The 15,641-nt window shown below is 65.1% G+C and carries 13 protein-coding genes, 1 tRNA gene and 1 pseudogene; 8 read left to right on the forward strand and 7 right to left on the reverse strand.

Annotated features, from left to right (window positions below):
- Nucleotides 1-83: 83 nt before the first annotated feature.
- On the reverse strand, nt 84-680 hold the full coding sequence (locus ACQ5BE_RS11925) for a recombinase family protein (RefSeq protein WP_430297219.1): 597 nt from the start codon (nt 678-680) through the stop codon (nt 84-86).
- Nucleotides 681-1,010: 330 nt separating this feature from the next.
- On the opposite strand from ACQ5BE_RS11925, the gene ACQ5BE_RS11930 reads away from it, so the two are divergent.
- The 4 genes from ACQ5BE_RS11930 to ACQ5BE_RS11945 all read left to right on the forward strand — a co-directional run bounded on the left by ACQ5BE_RS11930 (nt 1,011) and on the right by ACQ5BE_RS11945 (nt 5,214).
- The gene (locus ACQ5BE_RS11930) at nt 1,011-1,955 is read left to right on the forward strand and encodes a TIR domain-containing protein (RefSeq protein WP_430297220.1); all 945 of its coding nucleotides are present in this window, start codon (nt 1,011-1,013) and stop codon (nt 1,953-1,955) included.
- Between the two features lie 284 nt (nt 1,956-2,239).
- Nucleotides 2,240-2,968, forward strand: a complete 729-nt coding sequence (locus tag ACQ5BE_RS11935; RefSeq protein ID WP_430297221.1) for a hypothetical protein — start codon at nt 2,240-2,242, stop codon at nt 2,966-2,968.
- Between the two features lie 207 nt (nt 2,969-3,175).
- Nucleotides 3,176-4,348: a DNA cytosine methyltransferase gene (locus tag ACQ5BE_RS11940; RefSeq protein WP_430297222.1), complete on the forward strand. Its 1,173-nt coding sequence runs from the start codon at nt 3,176-3,178 to the stop codon at nt 4,346-4,348.
- 227 nt (nt 4,349-4,575) lie between these two features.
- Nucleotides 4,576-5,214, forward strand: coding sequence for a hypothetical protein (locus tag ACQ5BE_RS11945; RefSeq protein WP_430297223.1), 639 nt, complete (start codon nt 4,576-4,578; stop codon nt 5,212-5,214).
- Between the two features lie 56 nt (nt 5,215-5,270).
- Here the strand turns inward: ACQ5BE_RS11945 and ACQ5BE_RS11950 are convergent, their stop codons facing one another.
- A complete protein-coding gene (locus ACQ5BE_RS11950; protein ID WP_430297224.1) occupies nt 5,271-6,452 on the reverse strand; it encodes an HNH endonuclease in 1,182 nt (393 codons plus the stop codon).
- Nucleotides 6,419-6,607 carry a helix-turn-helix domain-containing protein gene (locus tag ACQ5BE_RS11955; protein ID WP_430297225.1) on the reverse strand — a complete coding sequence of 63 codons (189 nt, stop codon included), beginning with the start codon at nt 6,605-6,607 and terminating at the stop codon, nt 6,419-6,421. The genes ACQ5BE_RS11950 and ACQ5BE_RS11955 overlap by 34 nt, the downstream gene beginning before the upstream one ends.
- A gap of 239 nt (nt 6,608-6,846) precedes the next feature.
- Here ACQ5BE_RS11955 and ACQ5BE_RS11960 point away from each other — a divergent pair, with 239 nt between their 5' ends.
- The gene (locus ACQ5BE_RS11960; RefSeq protein ID WP_430297226.1) at nt 6,847-8,247 is read left to right on the forward strand and encodes a tyrosine-type recombinase/integrase; all 1,401 of its coding nucleotides are present in this window, start codon (nt 6,847-6,849) and stop codon (nt 8,245-8,247) included.
- 24 nt (nt 8,248-8,271) lie between these two features.
- Nucleotides 8,272-8,356: transfer RNA gene (locus tag ACQ5BE_RS11965), tRNA-Thr, on the forward strand.
- Nucleotides 8,357-8,548: 192 nt separating this feature from the next.
- Here ACQ5BE_RS11965 and ACQ5BE_RS11970 read toward each other — a convergent pair.
- The 4 genes and pseudogenes from ACQ5BE_RS11970 to ACQ5BE_RS11985 all read right to left on the reverse strand — a co-directional run bounded on the left by ACQ5BE_RS11970 (nt 8,549) and on the right by ACQ5BE_RS11985 (nt 13,788).
- Complete coding sequence (locus tag ACQ5BE_RS11970; protein WP_430297227.1) at nt 8,549-11,299, reverse strand: transglycosylase SLT domain-containing protein; 2,751 nt, start codon at nt 11,297-11,299, stop codon at nt 8,549-8,551.
- Nucleotides 11,300-11,846: 547 nt separating this feature from the next.
- Nucleotides 11,847-12,173: pseudogene (locus tag ACQ5BE_RS11975) on the reverse strand (DUF6308 family protein); the annotation flags it as partial.
- A gap of 305 nt (nt 12,174-12,478) precedes the next feature.
- Nucleotides 12,479-13,396 carry an NADP-dependent oxidoreductase gene (locus tag ACQ5BE_RS11980; RefSeq protein ID WP_430297228.1) on the reverse strand — a complete coding sequence of 306 codons (918 nt, stop codon included), beginning with the start codon at nt 13,394-13,396 and terminating at the stop codon, nt 12,479-12,481.
- The gene (locus tag ACQ5BE_RS11985; protein ID WP_430297229.1) at nt 13,393-13,788 is read right to left on the reverse strand and encodes a hypothetical protein; all 396 of its coding nucleotides are present in this window, start codon (nt 13,786-13,788) and stop codon (nt 13,393-13,395) included. The genes ACQ5BE_RS11980 and ACQ5BE_RS11985 overlap by 4 nt, the downstream gene beginning before the upstream one ends.
- A gap of 233 nt (nt 13,789-14,021) precedes the next feature.
- Here ACQ5BE_RS11985 and ACQ5BE_RS11990 point away from each other — a divergent pair, with 233 nt between their 5' ends.
- Together ACQ5BE_RS11990 and ACQ5BE_RS11995 are read left to right on the forward strand one after the other, a co-directional pair.
- Nucleotides 14,022-14,675, forward strand: coding sequence for a TetR/AcrR family transcriptional regulator (locus ACQ5BE_RS11990; RefSeq protein ID WP_430297230.1), 654 nt, complete (start codon nt 14,022-14,024; stop codon nt 14,673-14,675).
- A gap of 489 nt (nt 14,676-15,164) precedes the next feature.
- On the forward strand, nt 15,165-15,386 hold the full coding sequence (locus ACQ5BE_RS11995; protein ID WP_430297231.1) for a hypothetical protein: 222 nt from the start codon (nt 15,165-15,167) through the stop codon (nt 15,384-15,386).
- Nucleotides 15,387-15,641: the final 255 nt, after the last annotated feature.

The raw sequence follows: 15,641 nt of genomic DNA on the forward strand, positions 1-15,641 counted from the left end.
GCGAGAGCGGCCCTGAGCGGCTTCTCTGGGCATGGCGAAACTCCCGGCAATGGGGGGATACCGGGGGTTTCTGGGGGTCTACTCTACTTGCTCACTTCGGGCGTCTTCGCCAGCCAGCGGTACAGCGTGCTCATGCCCACCCCGACCGTCTTCGCGATCTCTGCCGGAGTGAGGTGCCCAGCCGCGTGCAGCTCTTTGGCGCGGACCACGCGAGGATCGTCAGCCGTGACGCGAGGGCGTCCGCCGTTGCGACCACGAGCGCGTGCCGCTTCAAGCCCTGTCTTCGTGCGCTCGCTGATCAGGGTGCGCTCATAGTCCGCGAGCGTGGCGAAGATGCCCAGCATGAGCTTCGCCTGGGCGGCATTGCCGTCCGTGCTGAGCGCGGGGTTGTCCAGCACGCGCACGCCTACGCCACGCTGGCCCAGCTCTTCAAAGAGCGAGACGAGGTTTCCGAGAGACCGGCCCAGCCGGTCGAGCTTGGCGATGACGAGAGTGTCCCCAGCTCGCAGGGAGGCAAGGCACTTGTCCAGCCCTGGGCGGGAGGCGAGCTTGCCGCTGACACCGTGATCGGTGAAGAGGTGCTGGGCGTCATCCCTGACGCCCGCTGCGATCAGCGCATCCTTCTGACCATCCGTCTTCTGGTCTGCCGTGCTGACTCGCATATACCCGATGAGTGCCACGGTCTCGCCTTTCTCGTTTAACGTTCCCGATTGGGGTTGGTGGGATTTAGATTATGGAAATGGGAAGTGAGAGTCAAGCGAGACGCGTTCTGCCCTGTTCCGGCGGTCGGCGGGAGGGCTCCGCAGCCCCCCAATAAACGATCGTTTTCCGAGAGGGTGTTTGGAGGCAAAGCGATCGCGTAGGATCCTTCCTGTTCATCAAAGTTGAGGTCGGTCGTTCGAGGCGCCCCAGACGGATTGCCGCCTACGCCGACGGGAGTAAACTGAGTTGCTCCCGGATTGATAGGAGGAGAAATAGGAAGAGCAGCTGCGTTCCAAGATTTCCCACCGATGAGCGAGGAGGCGCTGTTTGCGCTCCAACAATGTCTCAGCTCGCTGCGGGGGGCTGACCTCGATGCATATTTCGCTTTGGTGCGCGGAGGACCGGACAAGCTTGAGATACTTTCCAAGGGTAAGGCCTCCATCGCAGCCAGGGCTCAGGCCCTCCTTCGGTTGGCGCGGGAGCAGGGGACGGATCGCCTGTACCAGATATCGCAGGAACTCCTCATGGATTATGCCGCGAGGAAGTTCTACATCGAGCCAGCTCAGCAGCAGAGACTGCTACGTGCCCTCGGAGATCTTGACATCCACTATGACGAGAGTCGGCTATATGTGTCAGAACGGAAGATGGAGGGCGTGCCGCATGAAAGGCACACCTCAGATCCAAAGGAGCTCGATGTGAGTAGCGAATTATGGTCGCCGAGTCCGAGTAAAAGAGATCGGCGTTCGGTCTTCCTGGTTCAAGGTCGCAACAACGCTGTTAATGCGGCACTCACAAGCTACCTACGGTCTCTTTACCTCAGAGTTCACGACTGGGAGGAGGTCGTTCGTTGGACGGGCGAGCCGAACCCCTACATCGGCGAGGTCATCCGCGTAGGAATGGACCGAGTCCAATCGGTTATCGTGTTGTTCACCCCCGATGACCACGTTCGACTCGATTCGACTGTCGCGGGCTCGAACACCCCTCGCCGCGAGCTTGAGGAGGGCCGCCAACCGCGTCCAAATGTTCTTATTGAGGCGGGCATGGCATTGGCCCGCGATCCTAAGCGGACTCTCATCGTGCAATGGGGGGACATCCGTCCTGCCACGGATCTCGATGGCAAGCACCTCTTTCGTCTGAGCGGCCCTAAGTGGCGCCACCACCTCAAGGGCCGGCTTACGGCTGCAGGTCTTGAGATTGATGACAGCTCCGGTGAATGGCTGTCGGCCGGGGCATTCCCACATGAACACGTTTAGTGGCGGCTCGTTAACGTTCAGGGACCCCGGCCCATCTCCTCTTTCGAGGCCCAAGGCCTCGTACGGGTGGTATGCATGCGTGCTGCCACTTATGGATCGAGATCAGTTCGGTGCGTCCGAACCCCAGGGGGGTGACCCTCCACGCGGTCTAATGCCCCGGAGGTAAATAACGCCCTCTGGAGTGTACGGGTCTAGAAGTCTTTGCGCACCAGTGAGCCTAGGGCCCAGCCTTTCATGATCGCAACGAATAGTCGGGCGCATGAGCGCCAGACAAGGGGAAAGCCATGTGCGCCGCATCTGCGAGTCCTAGCCCAGAGGGCAGGGAGGAGAAGGACTTCTGGTTCGAGTTCGAAAACCTCCCGCGGACCCACCTCGGCTACCACGTTGGCGGTTGGACCGACCATAGGTTCTGCTCGCCGAACGTCGAACCACTTGGCGAAGCCATTGAGGCCTTCTTTGCGAACGCTGGCCTCCCAGCGGCGAAGGCGACTGGCAAGGGTGTCGGCAGCGCAACCATAGGTATGGTTCTGTTGCCAGTTCTCCCGAAACTTGTCGGTCCTACGATCTGGCTGGTGAGATTCATCAGTGCGTGGATCGATCGCGGCGCCCAGTTGGAGAGACTCAGACACCTGCCCGACGTGACAGTAATTCTGCTCGCAGACCACCTCTCGGAGCGGCGACCTTCAAAGGGCGGACCTGATTCAGCACGGATGATGGCTGCGCTGATGCCTGAGCTTCAGCTCTGGCTGCGGGAGAGGTTCCCCGCGCTGCGCCTGCGCTTCAAGGTACGGGCGCGAACGCCGCGCGTGCCACGTGTCGAGCTCAGGTTCGAGGGACTGCCGATTAGTAGCAGGGACGTCATACGGCTGCACAAGCTTGTTGATACCGATGCCGGCTCGCTAACGCTGATGCATACCCGAGGGTGGTTTGCCCTGCCCACAGTGAGGCAGGCCCGGTACGTTGATCCAAGAGTGGTACGCCATTGGGAGAAGGCAGGGGGCGTCCTCCCCTGAACAGGTCCCCGCATTCATACGGTCGGAGTGCGTGGGGTGCTGGGCCACCCGGTGGACCTCACCCCTCGCGGCCGGAGCGAAGACTGTCGGACCGTCAGCCTAGGGTGAGGGAGTCAACTGGGGCTCGAGATTTCACATGAGATCATCTAGGGTCGGTCTCGAAGCCCACTTAAGTTACTGGAGGTACCGTTGGCCAGCCCACCATCCATGAAGGTCGCAGCCCTGTTCGCCGGCATAGGTGGTATTGAGCTTGGATTTCAGCGTGCCTTCGGGGACAGCCTCGAAACGAGCTTCTTCTGCGAGTGGTGGCAGCCCGCCCGTGCGGTGCTCCAAGCACGCTTCCCTGGTGTTGAGGTCCATCCTGACGTTCGAGAGCTCGCATCGATCCCAGCAGGCATTGACCTCGTAACCGCAGGGTTCCCGTGCACCGATCTCTCTCAAGCTGGGCGTACCGCCGGTATCACGGGTGAGAACTCCGGACTGGTACGCCACGTCTTCGAAGCCCTGAACGCCTCCCGGAAGGGAGCCAGCCTCCCCACGCTGTTCATCGAGAACGTGCCGAACATGCTGTCGCTAGATCGCGGCAAGGCCATGCACTATCTCGTTACCGAGATGGAAAGCCTCGGATACAGGTGGGCCTATAGGGTGGTGGATTCGCGCTTTACGGGGGTTCCTCAGCGGAGGCGAAGAGTGATCCTCATTGCGTCTACGGAGTTCGATCCGCGAACGGTTCTGTTCGCTGACGATGCAGGCGAGCGACAGGAAGATTCGCTTCAGTCGGATGCCTTCGGGTTCTACTGGACAGAAGGGCGCGGTGGCCTCGGCTGGGCACAGGATGCCGTTCCCACACTGAAGGGAGGGAGCACGATTGGCATTCCGTCGCCGCCTGCCGTTTGGATCCCCCAGGCCGCAGCAGGTCGGCGCTTCGTCAAGCCCGCTATCGAAGATGCCGAAGCGATGCAGGGGTTCGACCGGGGATGGACGGCGGTCGCGGGGCTTGACGCCAAGAAGAATGGTCCCCGGTGGAAACTCGTCGGCAACGCCGTAACCGTCGGAGTTGCGGAGTGGGCGGCTCGCAGGATCGCAAGTCCCGGCTCACCGCTCGGTGTCGAGTCAGAGTGGCACTTCTCCCGGGGCGCCTGGCCGACGGCGGCGTGGGGCGAGACTGGCCGAATCCGCCAGGTCTCGGGACTTTCGGAATTCCCCGTTCACGGGGTCTACCAACACCTGACCGATGTCATGGACGTGGCGGCAGCGGACGTCCTCTCTCACCGGGCCACCGCCGGCTTTTACAAGCGCCTACAGCAGGGAAACCTCGGCCGCCACCCAGGGTTCCGTACGGACATCGCGGCCCATGTGGACGTCATGGCTGGAACCTGAAGGACTTAAGTTATGGTGCGGGAGTGTATGGACCTCGCATTTTGACACGATTCCTTCAAGTTCCGGGGGAGCCAGACTCCAGCGGGGTCGCATGGCAGTACAACTCGCGGTCCGACCGACATTCCAAAGTGGGGTGCTGGGGTATCGCCTTCGACCTCCTACGTACCTCGGCGCTCCTACGCCGCCACGCTGAAACGGCGAAGGTCGTGATCGGGGTCAATCACACGATGAGCGACTTTAGGACACAGCGCAAGAAGGCCTTGGACTTGGTGATTGCGAGACCCAGCGGGTCCGTAGCCTCCGGAAGCGAGAGCCTCAGAAGTCTCGCCGACAGGTATCGCGTCCTGCTGACAGGGCACGAGCGGGAAGAACTTGACCGATTGCCCAACATCCCGGTGTCAGATGTGGGGGCGGTCCTGATCGCACTGGAGGCCAAGGCCGCCATGACTGCTCACGTAAAGGCTCTTCCACGCCTCTATGACGAACTGAACTCGTCGCATCTCTGCGTTCACGGCGCCTCCGAGCAGGCGCTCGCGATCGGATACGTTCAAGTCAATGCTTCCCGCGATTTTGTCTCCTCGGTGAAGAACTCTCGCCCAGGCTTCCCGATCGAGATAACCAAACACAAACAGCCGGAAGACACGCTCCGGGTGCTTAAGAAGACCGCTGAGCTTCCTAGGCGCTCGCACGCTGGGGAGGTGGGTTTCGACGGCCTTGGTGTCAGCATCTTGGACCTGCGCAACGACGGCGGACCGGTGAATCTGGTGGAGGTACCCCCGGCGCCTCAGCCGGGAGACTCATTTCACTACGACAGCATGATCGTGCGGATGGCGCACGAATACGACTCTCGGTTCCGGGATATCTGAACCCACAATGCCGTGCCGGGGGCCGGATAGACCGGCCCCCTCGCGGCATCATAGAGTCACGAGGCGAGCTCGTACTCCCTGCGACCTGGGATGATCGACACGAGTTCGAGTCCAAGACAACTCATGCACGTGAAGAGTTCTACAGGTGGCGCTGGGTTGCCCAACGCGAACCGCAGGCCGTGGTCCCTGCACTCCACGACGTACTGAAGGACCTGACCACTGAACGCGTCGTGATGCTCGGTGTACCACTGATGCAGTACTTCAGGAAGCGCCAGCAAGTGGTCCGGGTTCAGACAGTTGCGGACCCCACAGACATGGTGAATCTGGTAATCCCGTTCAATTGGCCCCTGTTGAATACGGTAGCTGGCGCGGTGTCCGGTGCCATACGGCAGAGGACAGCCTGGCACTTTGGCGTAGCCCCCGGCATCGAGACCTCCGCCGTAGAGGTGGCAGCCGCGCTCGTCCACAACGCAGAGGCCGAGCATCTTGGACAGGGCATCGTCGTAAGACTCCTCGCGATTCCGTTGCACCAAGTAGAAAGCGTTGCGCTCGCGTTCGTTGCGGGCAGCCGTCGCCGCCATCGTGATTGGGCGGTACTTCTCGTCCCGCCTGTCAAGCAGGTCGAAGACCATGTCCTCGTCCGCAAGACTTAGCTCGTGAAAGACGTAGACGGGCCGCCGGCGGTCCTGCGCAATGCTGACGATCGGCACGGGAAGCCCGGCGAGGCGATCAATGTACTCGCGGAGGGTTCGCTTGGTCTTGACACCCGACGCGGCCGCGAGATCGTCCAGCGTCAGCGGAACCGACTTCTCCGCAAGCAGATACATCCACCCGGGCCCCTTGAAATCCAGTGTCCTGAAACAATCCGGAAGGGGGCCCGGGAGAGGCCATTTGGTTGGGACACTTTTGATCCCCTCCGCAGTCAGCTTGAAGCGGTGCTCCATGAGAGGGTTCCGGGGTTTCTTGACCACGAGCATGCCGCGACGTTCAAGCCGGTCAAGGGACCTCCTGATGGTTTCGCGTGCGTACGCGGTGTACTCGTTTAGGAACCGCTGGGAGATGGGCTTCCATCCCGTGTCGGCTCCAAGGGCCATTAGAGCGTAGGTGATGGCGATGTCGGTGGGCTTCAGAGTTCTTCCTGTTCGGTCGTAGGGTTGAAGGCTGGCCCTCAGGCCAGCCCTGGGATCTTGAGGGGTCGAAGCGTTCAGGCCGTCCGGACACGCTGCTGGCGTGCCCACTGTTCGAGCGTTTCAAGGTGGTAGCGCACCATGCTTCCGAAACGGTGGAAGGGCACGAGGCCCCTCCCCTCGTTCGCCAGCCATCGCGGCTTGACGTTGAGATACTCGGCTGCTTGGGCTCGGGTGAGGTATGGGGACGGCTGGGAGGTGGACAAGGGTGCGCCTTCCTTCGGCGATAGACGGTCCCAGAAGACGACAGAGCACCCACCCCTGCCGGGGTCGATGCTCTGTCATATGTCTGGGGCTAGGCTCACGTTGAGGCCCGCAAGAAGATCCTAAGCCCGGTCCGGATGAGCTTCGGTGAGGCACGACGAAGGCTCCCGCCCACATGTCCCGGGGTGGGTGACCCCCTGTATCCTTGGGCGGTAACAGTCGGTGAGGCGAGGAGCGTCGCATGGGGGTCAAGAAGCTACCGAATGGTCGTTGGGAAGTGTCGTACCGCGACGGTTCCAACAAGCGGCACCGGCCACGGTTTGACACCAAGGCTGAAGCCGAGCACTTCGAAGCCGAGCAGAAACGCGCCGTCCGGCGCGGCACCTACGTCGATCCAAAGCTGGCGCGCGGGGTGACCGTTCGCCAGCTTTGGGACAAGTACCGCGATCACCTTGAGCTGCACGGAGGACGTGCGGGCACGGGACTTGAGCCGAAGACGCTTACAGATTATGACTACTGGGCAGAGATGGTGCTCGATGACTGGAGCGACGGCGCAGGGCGCCCGCTGAAGATCGGATGGGAGCATACGCCTCTGGCCAACGTCTCACGTCAAGGGGTAGCTGAGTGGGTGGGGGCCCTACCCGCGAAGACCGGCGGTCCGGCGTCGGCCCATGCCAAGCAGAGGGTGTCAACGTTTTTCCAGCGCATGATGGCATTCGCGGCGAGTGAGGGGTTGATCGAGAGAAGCCCACTTTTGGACAACGCGGGACGCCCCCTGCCGGCTCCGCGTCCCGAGAGGGCCAAGACCCAAGTTCGCTTGACGATGCCACAGCTCGCCCGACTGGCATCTGCAGCCGGGGACCACGGCCTGCTGGTGATGTTCGCCGGAGTCACCGGGCTGAGGTGGGGTGAGGTCTCGACCTTGCGTGTGCGACACCTTGAGTTCGGCGAGCGCCCGTCGGTGTTCGTGGAAAGGGACGTGTCAAAGACCGATGTCGAGCGTGAGGTGCCGATCCCTCGCTCCGTGGCGCGCGCCCTTCAGGAGGCTATAGGGGATCGGGGCCCTGAGGAAGTCGTCTTCCCGTCCCGACAGGGACGGGTTCTAGATGAGAAGAACTTCGGAGCGCGCCACTACAGGCCGGCCGGAGAGGCTGCACGCGCCGCTGTGGCAACACTTGCTGAGCGGCTGAAGGCAAAGCCGGACTACAGGCGGGTTCAACGGGACGGCAGGGCAGAGCGCGTCGCTGTCTTCAGTGACGCCATGCTTCGAGCCATGCACGAATGGCAGGAGGCTGTGGGACTTGATAAGGCGTCGGTGACGACGCCCGGCCTCTGGCGCTCGCTGTCCGATGCAGCTAGTGATCCTGTGCTCAAGCGCCTGGAGCGCGTTGAGATGGGTCTGGGGGACGTCGATTTCCTCAGGCCAACCTTTCACAACCTGCGCCACACGGCGGTGTCTCTGGCGATTGAGGCAGGCGGTAACGTCAAAGCGGTTCAGAGGATCGCTGGCCACAAGTCGGCGGCTGTGACCTTAGACGTATACGCGGACCTCTTTGAAGATCACATACACGATGTCGCTGCCCACCTTGACGATGCCTTGGCGCTTGTCCCACAGGCGCTGGCTCTGCTGTCTCCCCAATAGGGTGGGCAGTTTCCGGGCAGTCCATGTCCAAAGTTCCCTCTGATTGCAGGACTTTTGGTGCTGTCTTGTAAACAGAGGGTCGCCGGTTCGAATCCGGCAGGGGGCTCCAAGAACCCCTCTTGACCTGCGGAAACGCAGGTCAAGAGGGGTTCTACTCTTCTCCCGGGCGACGGCGGCCTGAGGAGCTGTGCCTGTGCCACTGATTCCCTCCCGAGTGCGGTCCGGGGCCGACGGGTTGCGGCGGCCGCGGACGTGGGGTGTGTGTGCTTCCATGCGCCTTGGCGGGCGACGGGCCGGGCGGTCAGTACTGGGCCATGCGCGTTCTGACCTGGGCGACGTAGACCTTGGTGTCCTCGTACATGCCTCTGGACTGGACCGACCCGAGGCCCTGGTAGTAGCCGGCGATGGCCACGTCGAGGGAGGGCGCCTGGGCGCGCAGCCAGCGGAGCATCGCGACGCCGGCGGTGATGTTGTCGGAGGTCTTGCGCAGGTCCAGTGCGGGCCGGCCGGAGAGCGCGGCGAGCCAGTCCCGGTTGGCGGGCATGATCTGCATGACGCCGATCGCCCCGACGGACGAGGTGACGTTCTGTCGGAAGCTGGACTCCTGCTCGGCCACGGCGAGGGCCAGGGCCGGGTCGACGCCCATCTGGGTGGCGGTCTGGCGGACCATGGACTGGATCTGCGGAGCGGTCTCGGTCCCGGAGGCCGGAGCGGTGGGGATGGTGGTGCCGGTGGTGCCTTCGGAGCGGAGCGGGTCGACGACGGTCGTGCCCGAGCCAGGCCGCCATTCAATGCGCCCGCCCTCGAAGTCCTGCGCCTTGCCCCCGGAGATCGCGTACTCGTCGCTGGTGGGGTAGCCGAGGTTCCCGTTCTCGTAGCCTGCCTTCGCCCAGGCTTGACGGATCGCACCACCGGACTCGTGCGCCCCGGTCTTGGGGGACCAGACGATCGCCCCGCCCTGGTACATCTGGTACACGCCGCCGCCCTTCAGGCCGGGGATCTCGTCGGTGGTGGGGTAGCCGAGGTAGCCGTCCTCGAACCCGACCCGCTGCCACGCGTTCCGTATGGCGCCGACCGACTCGTGCGCCCCGGTCTTCGGGGACCACATGATGAGCCCGCCTTCGAAGGCCTGGTAGGACCCGCCGTCGCGCAGGCCCCGGATCTCGTCGCTGGTGGGGTACCCGAAGCTGCCGTCCTCGAGCCCGAACCGGGCCCACGCTGCGCGGATAGCGCCGCCGGACTCGTGCGCCCCTGTCTTGGGTGACCAGAGGATGGCCCCGCCCTGGTACATCTGGTAAGCCCCGCCGTCGCGCAGGCCCCCGACCTCGTCGGTGGTGGGGTAGCCGAGGTAGCCGTCCTCGAATCCCGTGCGCTGCCAGGCATTGCGGATGCCGCCGAGCGACTCGTGTGCCCCGGTGGTTGGCGACCACATGATGAGCCCGCCCTGGAAGGCCTGGTAGGAGCCGCCGCTCTTGAGGCCGCGGACCTCGTCGCTGGTGGGGTATCCGAACTTGCCGTTCTCGAGCCCGTTGCGGGCCCAGGCGGCGCGGATGGCCCCGCTGGACTCGAAGGCGCCAAGGGTGGGGTTCCAGATGATGGCCCCGCCCTCGTACATCTGGTAGACGCCCCCGCCCCTGAGGCCGCCGATCTCGTCGGTGGTGGGGTAGCCGAGGTGGCCGTCCTCGTAGCCGTTCCTGGCCCAGGCGGTCCGGATTCCGCCGGTGGAGATGTGCGCGCCGGTGAAGGAAGTCCACACGACGGCCCCGCGCTGGTACATGCGGTAGAAGCCGCCGCTGCGGATCGCGCCGAAGTCGCTCATGGCGGAGCCGAGCCCGGCTTGGGCGGCCTTGGCGTCGATCACTGTGGCGACGGCCGCGGGCGGGGCGTTCTTCCCGGCGATGGTCACGGTTGCAGTATCCGCTCCGACTGAGTTCACGGTCACGCGGGTGCCGCCGGCGGTGGTGAAGGTCTGCCCGGCCTGCCAGGCCAGGCTGCTGGCGTAGACCCCGGCGAACGGGAGTGTGGAGGGCGGGATGAGCAGCGATTCGCTCTCATCGAGGCCGCCCTTGATGATCTCGATCCCGCGGTTGCCGCCGATTGCGGTCGGGGCATCGTAGCCGGTGTTGGTCTTGAACTGGACGTAGTACCACTCCCCGGTGGGCGGGTCCTCGAACTTCAGGGCCCGGTGCGAGGCTGTCCCTGCCCAGGGCAGGAGGGTGTAGGTGACGGCGGCTCCGGCGGTCCCGGCGTCGGTGATCTCGTCGCCGCGCCCGAACCCGCCGTACTCGTACAGATAGGAGTTCAGGTGGGGCTGGCTCCACTGGGAGACGCCCATGAGGTCGGTGCGGTCGCCGTAGGCGCGGGTGCTGCACGATGCGTCGGCGAAGCGGCCTGCGCCGCGGGGGGAGTCGGCGGCACCGTTGCTGCACTGGAGGGTGTTGGCGTGGCCGAGGCCGAGGACATGGCCGACCTCGTGCGCGGTGACGGGGGCGGTGAAATTGGACGGGCGGGGCAGCAGGATGCGGCCGCTGGTCTGCCCGGCGGCCCAGCCGGCGCCGAGGTTTCCGCCGGAGCCGTAGACCATGACGTCGTCGCGGGGGACGGCGAGGATGAGGACGCTGTTCCCTCCGGCGGCCCAGCCGATCTCGCGGGCAACAGTGTCCATGATGACGGTGAAGTCGTCGGCGGAGGACGCGGAGGTGCGGAATCCGGGGAGGACCCGGTCGACACGCATGCCTATGCGCCCGGAGGACATCGAGGACCAGTAGGTGCTCGCCGAAGAGATGGCGTTCCGGTAGGCGTTGACGTCGAGCGCTGCGGCGTCCCCGGCGGTCTTGTCCCGGGTCTGCAGTGTGACGAGGGTGACGGAGAGCTGGGCGGCCCGCTGCGGGAACGCGGTCGTGACGGCGGCCGGGAGGGTGGCCGCCTGGGCCGGCTGGCCGATGAGGACGGGGGTTGCCAGGACGGTCAGGACGAGGGCGGCGGAGGTCAGGCCGCGCTGTGCGGCGCTGTGCCGGTGCCCCTTGTCGGGGCGGCGCTTCTTGGCGGGCACGGCTCGGTGTCTGGGCGCGCGTCGGCGCATGGGGTCCTCCAAGTGCGGGGGTGGTGTGGCTGGTCTAAGCGGCCGTGGATCTGCCCAGGGCGGTCGGGGTCCGGGTTCCGCCGGGGGCGTGGCCCTCGTCGCGCCGTGCGGGGCCGGTGCTGCGGCGGTGCATGAGGGCGGGCCCGCCCAAGAGGTTGAGCGCTGTGCAGCCGATCAGTGCGGGCTGGTTCCGTGGGCGGGTTGAGGGTTGGAAGCGGAGTAGACGGTCGCCGTCGTGCTCGTGTCGGCGGCCTGAGCGGGCGACGGCGCCGCCGAGGGCGCGCTTGTGGGCGCTCGGCGGGGACGCGCCAGAGGGGGCACGAAAACATCGTCTCTGCCTGAAAGCCTGCGATTCCCGTTCCTGTGCCAATCCTGCGGTGATCCTGCGGCGCAGGGCACAGAGAAGGGCGCCACGCGGGAATGGGGGGATCCGCGCGGCGCCCTGTCCGACATCGTCTGTGGCGGTGCGGCGCGATCGGCGGGTTGGTCGCGATCGCGGCCAGCTCAGCCCAGGCCCCTAGTTGGCGGACGAGGTCGTCCCGCACCGCCCGCAGCCACGCTTCCGCGTACCCGGCCCGCGGGTGCTCCCTGTCCCAAGGTACCGGGGCGCCCTCGCAGCCGAGTAGCAGTGCCCGATGGCCCCGTCGTACACCGGGATCAGGCCCGGCCGCTTGCGTGCGAGTACCTTCGCGAGCTTCGTCATGCCCACGTGTGCCGGCCGGGCATCCAGGACGCCGAACAGCTCCGCCATGGCCTCCAGCACGCCGTCTTCGGCGTCGTCCAGTGCGACATCGGTCGGCAGCTCGGCGAGGACGGCGTTCAGGGCAGGGACCATTGCCTGGAGCGAGTGGCGTCCAGCGCCGTGGGGCCCCGCAGGACCGGGGCACGTAGTTCCTAGCGGACTGCTCGGCGCTGTCTCAGTGCACCTCGTTGGGCATGCCGGGCACCACTGCTACAGCTCGCCCTCGTCCCGCGGCTCCGCCTCGGAGATCTGCCGGCAGACGTGGCGAAGGTCCGAGCTGATTGAGCGTGGATCCTGACGATGTGGCCAAGCTTGGTCCCGAAGCGGCCCATCCGCGTTGGTAGGCGACGCCTCAACGACGCCTACCTAGCCGGTCTGCTGATCCGGTACACGCGGATTCCACCGTATTACGGGCGAATGCTGATGATCGTCTTTCCCATACGGCGGACGGTCGGGTTGAGGGCTGAGACCGCCTCGTCGAGGGGCGCGATGGTGTCGATGTTAGTCCGCAGTCGGCCGTCCCGGACCCGCTGCACGATCTCGACCAACTCGGCCCGATCAGCCTCCACGACGAAGTCCACCGCCAGGCCATCGGCCGGGCGGCCCTCGACAGGCCCGACGATGGACACCAGCGTTCCCCCAGGCTTGATGAGGGCCGCGGACCGCTTCTGAATCTCGCCTCCGATGACATCGAAGACCAGGTCGACGCGGCCGACAGCGTCGAGCGCGTCGTTCTCGAGGTCGACGAACTCGTGCGCGCCGAAGTCGAGCGCCTTCTCACGGTCGGCGGCGCGGCCTGTGCCGATGACGTAGGCGCCAGCCTCGCGAGCGAGCTGGGCCACCATCGTCCCGACCGCCCCGGCTGCGCCGTGGGCAAGGACTGTCTGCCCGGCTTGCAGGCGGCCGTGCTGGAACAGGCCCTGCCACGCGGTCAGGCCTGAGATCGGCAGGGATGCGGCCACGGTGAAGTCGACGTCGCCGGGCAGCGGGGCGAGGTTGCGCGCCTCGATCGCCACATACTCGGCGAGGGTTCCGTCTCGGTGCCAGTCGGCGAGCCCGAAGACCCGCTGTCCGATCGAGAGTCCGGTCGTGCCGTAGCCGAGGGCGCTGACCACACCCGCCACCTCATGGCCGGGGATCGAGGGTGACTTGTCGTGGCCGGCGCGGTCGGTCCAGGTCGACGGCCAGTCCATCTCGGTCGGGACGAATCCCGAGGCGCGAATCTGGACGACCACGTCGTTTATTGCCGCGGTCGGCTCGGGGCGCTCGGTCAGTGTCATTCCGGCGAGTCCTGCTGCCTGATCGGTGACCACGATGGCTTTCATGGGTTTCTCCTCTGTCGTGTATCTGTTGGCGGGAAGTTGAAGCGGATGTGCCGGGCTTGGTTGGGGATGAGTGCGGCGCACTCGGTGGCAGGTAGGTCAAGTTCCGTCGTCCAGATCATCACCGGGTGGTGGTGCACGTTCAGCCGCGTCAGTGTTCCCGCAATCAGGAAGGCGAGGCTGGCGATGGAGACGGGGCGCCTTCCGCCATAGTTGGACAGGCGACCCGTAACCAGCAGTGTTCCGAGCGTTCCGCCCGAGTAGGCGACCACGGTCAGGGAGACGTCGGCACTGCTGAAGCCGTCCTGAGCCCGATAGACGTTGAACAGCGGAATTGTTGACCCCACCGTGGCGAATGAGGCCAGCAAGGCGACCACCGCCGAAGCGAAGGCCACCAAGAGGCCTTCCTTCCGGCCGAATCGGTTTTTCGCTGGTCCTGATGGTGCTCGAGAGCCAAGTCCTGGCGTGGCACAGCAGATCACCCTCCTTAGTGGGGCCTGGAACGAGAAGCCACTGGAACGCTGATCTCGACCCATCGATCCGATTTTTGGGCTGGTCAGCCCATTTCTTCCATTAAGCGCGGGTGCGAGTGGGCTGTCAAGCCCACTTTTGATCTATGCTTGGAAGCATGAACGCCAGTGCGGGGATTCGGGAGCCACGCAAGCTCACCGGCAAGGGGCAGGCGACCCGCGAGCGGATCCTGGAGCACGCGGCGGAGCTCATCTACACCAAGGGCGTCCATGCGACGAACAACGAGCAGCTCCGGCGGGCAGCCGGCGTCAGCGGGTCCCAGCTCAACCACTACTTCCCGACCAAGGAGAGCCTCGTCCTGGCCGTCATCGAATGGCGCGCCGACCGGGTCCTCTCGTTCCATCGAAGCGAGCGGTTCGCCAGCTTCGACAGCCTGGACGCATTGCAGGAGTGGGCGGACTTCTACGTCGGCTTCGAGCGCGCCCATCAGGAAGGCTGCACTCTCGGGTCGCTCGCGAGCGAGATCATCAAGACTGACCTCGACGTCCACGATCAGCTCGCGGACGCGTTCGACCAGTGGCGGGACATCTTCCGCGACGGACTACAGCGCATGCAGGAGCTCGGCCGGATCAGCGCCGATGCAGATCCCGCCCGTCTGGCCAATCTTCTGCTCTCGGCGTTCCAAGGCGGGATGCTCCTCTCCCAGGTCCAGCGGAACCCGGCCCCGCTGAGAGACGCCCTGCAGGCCGCCATCGACTATGTGCAGACCTTCGAGACCTCTCGCGACTCCGCCTCACCCCGGCTTCAATAGCCGCCAATGATCAAGGCAGGTTTACAGGTCCCGGTGTCCCACGACGATCTCCTCGAGAGCCGCCAAGCCTTCTGACGAGCACTGACCGTGACAGCTTGATTCAGGACCACTTGCCTCCCGACCGGCGTGTTGTGACGGTTTGATTCAGGACCGCCTCTGACGGTGGGTGTGCCCGATGGGTTTGCCTACCTCCGGTGGTCCGGATGGGAGGTCGTGCGGAGCTGCTCACCGGAGTCCGGCGGGACGAGCGGGTCGAGAGCCTCGGGATCTGGGCACTGGCCCGCAGGTGTCGCGTGGGCAGGCCGCCAGCAGCAGCGCCGCAGTCGCGCGGCGAGCACGGGCAGGGCGTTCCCGAGGCGCATGACTAAGGGACAGCAGCATCTTCCCCACTCTCTCCAGAGCGAGCGTAGGCTCAGGCGCGGCTGTGTATAAGGGCGGGTGGCGGGGCGGTATGGCGCCCGAGGGGGTGCGCCGAGCAGACTGGGGCGCATGACCAGCGCTGAACTTGAAGTGCCGATCGAGCGGATCGAGGAGTCCGTCAACGGCATCCTAGACCTCGTCTCCTCCGGCGGGTCCTGCATCCTCACCAAGGGCGGCAAGCCCGTAGCACGAGTGGTCCCCATCAATGACGAGACGGAGGCGGCGTGGCGCCTCCAGTCAGCCGAGATCGAAGCCGCGCAGGAGGCGCGACCCAACAACATGCAGGATTAGGCATATCCGCGAGTGGCTGAATGCCCGTCACCTTAGTTCTTGGTGCTGCCGAACTCCCTGCTCTTCAATTCCCGCTTGTGGCGGGCTTCGACGGCAGCCACTTCGGTGGTGGACGCGCTGGGGCCGAAGACGCGGAGGATGCTGAACCGGAAGTGGCGAGCGTGCCCGGGCGGGAGGTCTTTGAGGGCGAGATTCCCGTCGTGGCCGTCGCGAGCGTACGCCTTCCAGCGCCCGAGGATCCGCTCGATGCCGTCC

The organism is Sinomonas sp. B1-1 (assembly GCF_050474465.1).
GTDB lineage: Bacteria > Actinomycetota > Actinomycetes > Actinomycetales > Micrococcaceae > Sinomonas > Sinomonas flava.